This is a genomic window from Mycobacterium sp. (assembly GCF_050701515.1).
Taxonomy (GTDB): Bacteria; Actinomycetota; Actinomycetes; order Mycobacteriales; family Mycobacteriaceae; genus Mycobacterium.
Genome location: NZ_JBOGDB010000290.1, coordinates 1 through 4,277, shown reverse-complemented (window position 1 = coordinate 4,277; position 4,277 = coordinate 1). Strand labels below are relative to the sequence as shown.

Here is a 4,277-nt window from a genome sequence, read left to right as displayed (position 1 = left end):
CGCCATGAGCCCGCTGCACACCCACGACGACACCGGGCTGAGCCACATTGAGGCTCCGGCGAAGCGGCAGTTCAGCCTCGGCGAGTTTTTCTCCGAGTGGGGTGAGCTTGTCGGCCGACAACATCGGCGCGTTGCGCCGCCGATGGCAACACCGTGCGGGTGTATGTCAATGGCTGACCGCGCAGCGGCGATCCAGCGGCGATCATGTTCGGCGCACACGACGAGATCGCCCTGATCTACGGCATTCCGCAGCTCGGTGAGACCCCCGGCACGCTCCGATTTCCGTCAGGAACCTGACCCGGGACGGGTGCGGGCTGGGCACTCGCGTGGTCAGGCACCCTTTGCGATGGGAACACCGACAAGCGATCCGTATTCGGTCCACGAGCCGTCATAATTTCTGACCCGCTCTTCCTCAAGCAGTTCGTGCAGCGCGAACCAAGTGTGGGCGCTGCGCTCACCGATGCGGCAGTAGGCGATGGTGTCGGTGCCGAGGTCGACGCCGGCGTCGGTGTAGAGCGCCTTTAGCTCGTCGTTGGACTTGAACGTACCGTCCTCGTTGGCGGCCTTGGACCACGGGATGTTGCTTGCCGTCGGTATGTGCCCGCCGCGTTGGGCGGCCTCCTGGGGCAGGTGCGCGGGTGCGAGCAATTCTCCGGAGTACTCCTGCGGGCTGCGCACATCGATGAGGTTGCAGCGCCCAATCGCCGCCAACACCTCGTCGCGAAACGCGCGGATGTCGGTGCGCGGCTCCCGCGCGGTGTATTGCGTAGTCGCCCGCTTCTGCACTTCGGTGGTGAAGTCACGCCCGTCGAGTTCCCACTTCTTGCGGCCCCCGTCGAGCAGCTTGACCGCATCATGCCCATACACCATGAAGTACCAGTAGGCGTAGGCGGCGAACCAATTGTTGTTGCCGCCGTACAGGATCACGGTGTCATCATTGCCGATGCCCTTTGCGCTCAGCAGCCCTTCGAATCCGGCCTTGTCGACGAAATCGCGCCGGATCGGATCCTGCAGCTCGGCCTTCCAGTCGATTTTCACGGCGTTTTGGATGTGGCCGGTGTCGAAGGCCGACACATCCTCATCGACCTCGACCAGGACGACGTTCGAGTCATCCAGGTGCGCCTGAACCCACTCGGCGTCAACGAGTGCGTCACGGCGGCTCATGGGTGACCTCCTCCTCTACCTGCCTACGGCTTACGTACGTAGACAGTAGAAAGTGTACGCGGAATTCGACGACGCCCAGTCGTCATATGGGCAGCACTGTATTGCTGACGAATTGGCCGCGCAGCCACCCGACGAACAACTCCCACGCCCCGGTCACCAAAGCGAAACCGACCGCGATCAGCATGAGGCCGCCGAACACCTGGATCGTACGGGCGTGGCGCCGCAACCATCCCAACCCGCGCAAGGCAGTGGTGGATCCGTATGCCAACATGATGAACGGCAGCCCCAGACCGAGGCAGTAGGCGATGATCAACACCACCCCCCGCGCGGCGGTGGTGCCCTGGGTGCCGGCCGCCACCGAGAGCACCCCGGCGAGGGTGGGTCCCAGGCACGGGGTCCACCCCAGCCCGAACACTGCCCCCAGCATCGGCGCCCCAGCCACGGACGAGACCTGGCGCGGCTGGAATCGGATGTCGCGCTGCAGGGCCGGAATCAGCCCGACGAACGTCAACCCCATGACGATGGTCAGCGCGCCGCCGATGCGCTGGAGCAGTTCGCGGTTGACGGTTAGTACTCCGATCAGTCCGAACACCGAGGCGGTGCCCAATACGAACACTACGGTGAACCCGGCGACGAACAGGGTGGCGGCGCCGGTGACTCGCCAGCGGCCGGACCGATCCACGACAGCGGGGTCGGCGGTCACCGGCGGGGAGTCGGTGCCGGCCACCGACGCCAGGTAGGACAGGTAGCCCGGCACCAGCGGCACACAGCACGGGGACGCGAACGACACCATGCCGGCCAGGAAAACGGCACCCAACGCCAATAGCAGCGGTCCGGTCGCGGCCAGCGTCTGGAAACTGGAGCCGATCCCTGCGGCCAGCGTCATCGTTCGGCCGCCACGCGCTCCACCACCGGCTGCAGGTCCTCGGCCAGCAGCGCGCGCAGGAACACCGCCGCCACTCGGTGCCGGCGGTCAAGGACCATGGTGGTCGGGACGACGCTGGTCGGATAGTTCTTGCCCAGGGCGATCAGACTGCGCATGGCGGGGTCGTAGATCGACGGGTAGGTGACGTGGCGGTCGGTGACGAAATCGCGAGCGGCATCCCGGTTGTCGCGCACGTCGATGCCCAAGAATTGCACTCCGCGCGGGGCGGTTTCGGTGAATACCTTCTCGAGTTCGGGGGTCTCGGTGCGGCACGGAGCGCACCATGATCCCCAGACGTTGATCACGACCACCTTGCCGGCGAAGTCGGATACGTGAATCGGCTGGTCGGTCCACAAGTCCGGACCCGTTAGGTCACCGATCGTGCTACGCGAGTCCGGCGGGTCGTAGAAGATGTCGACCTTCCCGCCCGGCGACACGAAGTCGAATGTTCCGCCCTGTGCAACGGAATCGGCGCCGGTCGCGCACCCCGCGACGCTGAGCGTGAGCACCAGCACTGCGGCCAGCGATCCCGCATGGGTCCGGCATCGACGGCCACACCGCACGAGTGTCAGCAGGACACGCATGGGGATCACTGTTCCTGTTCGCTCAGTGCGGTCCGCGGCAGCGAGGTGCAGACCGGCTGAAGAGTGGGCACGCCACGCCTCCGGCGTGACCGGAGAGATCTTTCTACTGTCTCCGTACGCAGATAGTAGATATACTGACGAGTGATGACAATGGCGACACCGGGTGCGCCGCATCACGGCTCTCCAGGAGGATTCATGGAGTCACTGTTTTACGGTTTCGCGATCTTGGCCTGCCCGGTCGGGATGGGGCTGATGATGTGGTTGATGATGCGCGGATCCAAGACCGACACATCGGCCAGTGCGTCCGATTCTGACGCCGCGCGGCAGCTCGCCGGGTTGCGTGCCGAGGTGGACCGGCTGACCGCCGAACGCGCGAATAGAAGGTCCTGATGTCGACGGCGTTCGCCTTGTTGGTCGCGGCGGCCGCGATCACGGTGACCTATCTCATGTGTGTGCGCCCAATGCTTCGAGGCCGTGGGCATTGTGCGGGGAGTGACACGCAGCCGGGCGGGCTCGACCGGGAGATCGCGGACCTACAGGAGCAGGTTCGGGTTCTGCGCGCCCAGGATCAAATCGACTCCGGCACGGTGCCGCGACCCGAGCCGAGGCCGGACACCGATCGGTGAGGCCGCTGGGTTGCCCTCATCCTCGATCGGATAGAGAACCCGCTCGCTGACGGACTACTAGGGCGCGGCGCAGTTTGCGTTCCGAGAGCCTGCCGTGGGAGAAGGGTTGGCCGTCGAGCAGCACTCCGGGGGCGAACAGCAGCCCCGCGGCGGCCGCCAGTTCGCGGCCCTGTGGGCTGGCAAGGTCGATCTCGGTGACCCGCAGCGGATGCTCCTGGCCGATGCGGGTCAAGATCTCCTTGGCGACATCGCAGAGGCCGCACGAGGTTTGGGTGAGCAAGGTGATGTCGACAGGGCCGGTCATGGTGTGCGTTCGGTGTTGAGGTCGGCCAGGATCTTGTCGGTGGGCAGGAACATGGTGTAGTCGGGTGCGCCGCCGTAGTCTGCGCGCCAGCGGATCACCCCGTCGGGGCCGACGAGGACGAAGCTGTGCCCGTCGCGCATGTCGCCCATCATCCCGTACTTGTTCGCCTGATACGCCCGGGAGACCTGCAGGTCCGGGTCGGACAGCACCGGCGTCAAGAGCTTCTCGTCGGTCACCTTGCGGGCGACCAGGTTCGCCGGGTCGGTGGTGATAAGACGACCGCGTCCACCCCGGCGGCTTTCAGCGCGGCCTGGTTTTGCTCGAGGTCGCCGATCTGGTCCCAGCACGGCTGACACGACAGCCCTTCCTGGAAGTACAGCAGCACCGAGCGGCCCCTGAAATCGGAGAGCGCGACAGGTTTGCCGGTGCTGGCGGCGAGGGTGAAGGGCGGTGCGGCGGCGCCGGCCCCGGGCGCGCCGGCCACGTGCCGGTAGCCGCTGCCCGGTCCGGCGGAGTTGCGATCGCCCTGGCCGGTCTGAAACACGAGGTACAACACACACACCGCGAAGGCGGCGACCACTGCCACACCGGTCAGCGTCCACCACCTCCGCCCGGAGTCCCCGCGGGCCGCCGCAACCATGCGGCGGGCCGATCGGGCGCTCGCGGCCGGGGGT

The 4,277-nt window shown here is 66.4% G+C and carries 8 protein-coding genes; 2 read left to right on the top strand and 6 right to left on the bottom strand.

The features are described from left to right. Nucleotides 1-330: 330 nt before the first annotated feature. The 3 genes from ACRDU5_RS21510 to ACRDU5_RS21500 all read right to left on the bottom strand — a co-directional run bounded on the left by ACRDU5_RS21510 (nucleotide 331) and on the right by ACRDU5_RS21500 (nucleotide 2,673). Entirely contained in the window at nucleotides 331-1,164 is an 834-nt protein-coding gene (locus ACRDU5_RS21510) for a sulfurtransferase (RefSeq protein ID WP_526617017.1), read from the bottom strand. Between the two features lie 82 nt (nucleotides 1,165-1,246). Continuing rightward, on the bottom strand, nucleotides 1,247-2,050 hold the full coding sequence (locus ACRDU5_RS21505; protein WP_526617016.1) for a cytochrome c biogenesis CcdA family protein: 804 nt from the start codon (nucleotides 2,048-2,050) through the stop codon (nucleotides 1,247-1,249). Beyond that, nucleotides 2,047-2,673, bottom strand: a complete 627-nt coding sequence (locus ACRDU5_RS21500; protein ID WP_526617015.1) for a TlpA family protein disulfide reductase — start codon at nucleotides 2,671-2,673, stop codon at nucleotides 2,047-2,049. Before ACRDU5_RS21500 ends, ACRDU5_RS21505 begins: the two co-directional genes overlap by 4 nt. Before the next feature lie 195 nt (nucleotides 2,674-2,868). On the opposite strand from ACRDU5_RS21500, the gene ACRDU5_RS21495 reads away from it, so the two are divergent. Then, nucleotides 2,869-3,063, top strand: a complete 195-nt coding sequence (locus ACRDU5_RS21495; RefSeq protein ID WP_526617014.1) for a hypothetical protein — start codon at nucleotides 2,869-2,871, stop codon at nucleotides 3,061-3,063. Further along, nucleotides 3,063-3,299: a hypothetical protein gene (locus ACRDU5_RS21490; protein ID WP_526617013.1), complete on the top strand. Its 237-nt coding sequence runs from the start codon at nucleotides 3,063-3,065 to the stop codon at nucleotides 3,297-3,299. Before ACRDU5_RS21495 ends, ACRDU5_RS21490 begins: the two co-directional genes overlap by 1 nt. Nucleotides 3,300-3,315: 16 nt before the next feature. Here the strand turns inward: ACRDU5_RS21490 and ACRDU5_RS21485 are convergent, their stop codons facing one another. The 3 genes from ACRDU5_RS21485 to ACRDU5_RS21475 all read right to left on the bottom strand — a co-directional run. After that, nucleotides 3,316-3,603, bottom strand: coding sequence for a glutaredoxin family protein (locus ACRDU5_RS21485; RefSeq protein WP_526617012.1), 288 nt, complete (start codon nucleotides 3,601-3,603; stop codon nucleotides 3,316-3,318). After that, nucleotides 3,600-3,839 carry a hypothetical protein gene (locus ACRDU5_RS21480; protein WP_526617011.1) on the bottom strand — a complete coding sequence of 80 codons (240 nt, stop codon included), beginning with the start codon at nucleotides 3,837-3,839 and terminating at the stop codon, nucleotides 3,600-3,602. The genes ACRDU5_RS21485 and ACRDU5_RS21480 overlap by 4 nt, the downstream gene beginning before the upstream one ends. Continuing rightward, nucleotides 3,836-4,277 (bottom strand): peroxiredoxin family protein (locus tag ACRDU5_RS21475; RefSeq protein ID WP_526617010.1); only part of this gene is annotated, 442 nt, incomplete at its 5' end. The genes ACRDU5_RS21480 and ACRDU5_RS21475, both read right to left, overlap by 4 nt.

Coding starts and splice junctions, on each gene's coding strand:
- ACRDU5_RS21490 (WP_526617013.1), top strand. CDS start 3,063: ATGTCGACGGCGTTCGCCTTGTTGGTCGCGGCGGCCGCGATCACGGTG.
- ACRDU5_RS21505 (WP_526617016.1), bottom strand. CDS start 2,050: ATGACGCTGGCCGCAGGGATCGGCTCCAGTTTCCAGACGCTGGCCGCG.
- ACRDU5_RS21495 (WP_526617014.1), top strand. CDS start 2,869: ATGGAGTCACTGTTTTACGGTTTCGCGATCTTGGCCTGCCCGGTCGGG.
- ACRDU5_RS21510 (WP_526617017.1), bottom strand. CDS start 1,164: ATGAGCCGCCGTGACGCACTCGTTGACGCCGAGTGGGTTCAGGCGCAC.
- ACRDU5_RS21485 (WP_526617012.1), bottom strand. CDS start 3,603: ATGACCGGCCCTGTCGACATCACCTTGCTCACCCAAACCTCGTGCGGC.
- ACRDU5_RS21500 (WP_526617015.1), bottom strand. CDS start 2,673: ATGCGTGTCCTGCTGACACTCGTGCGGTGTGGCCGTCGATGCCGGACC.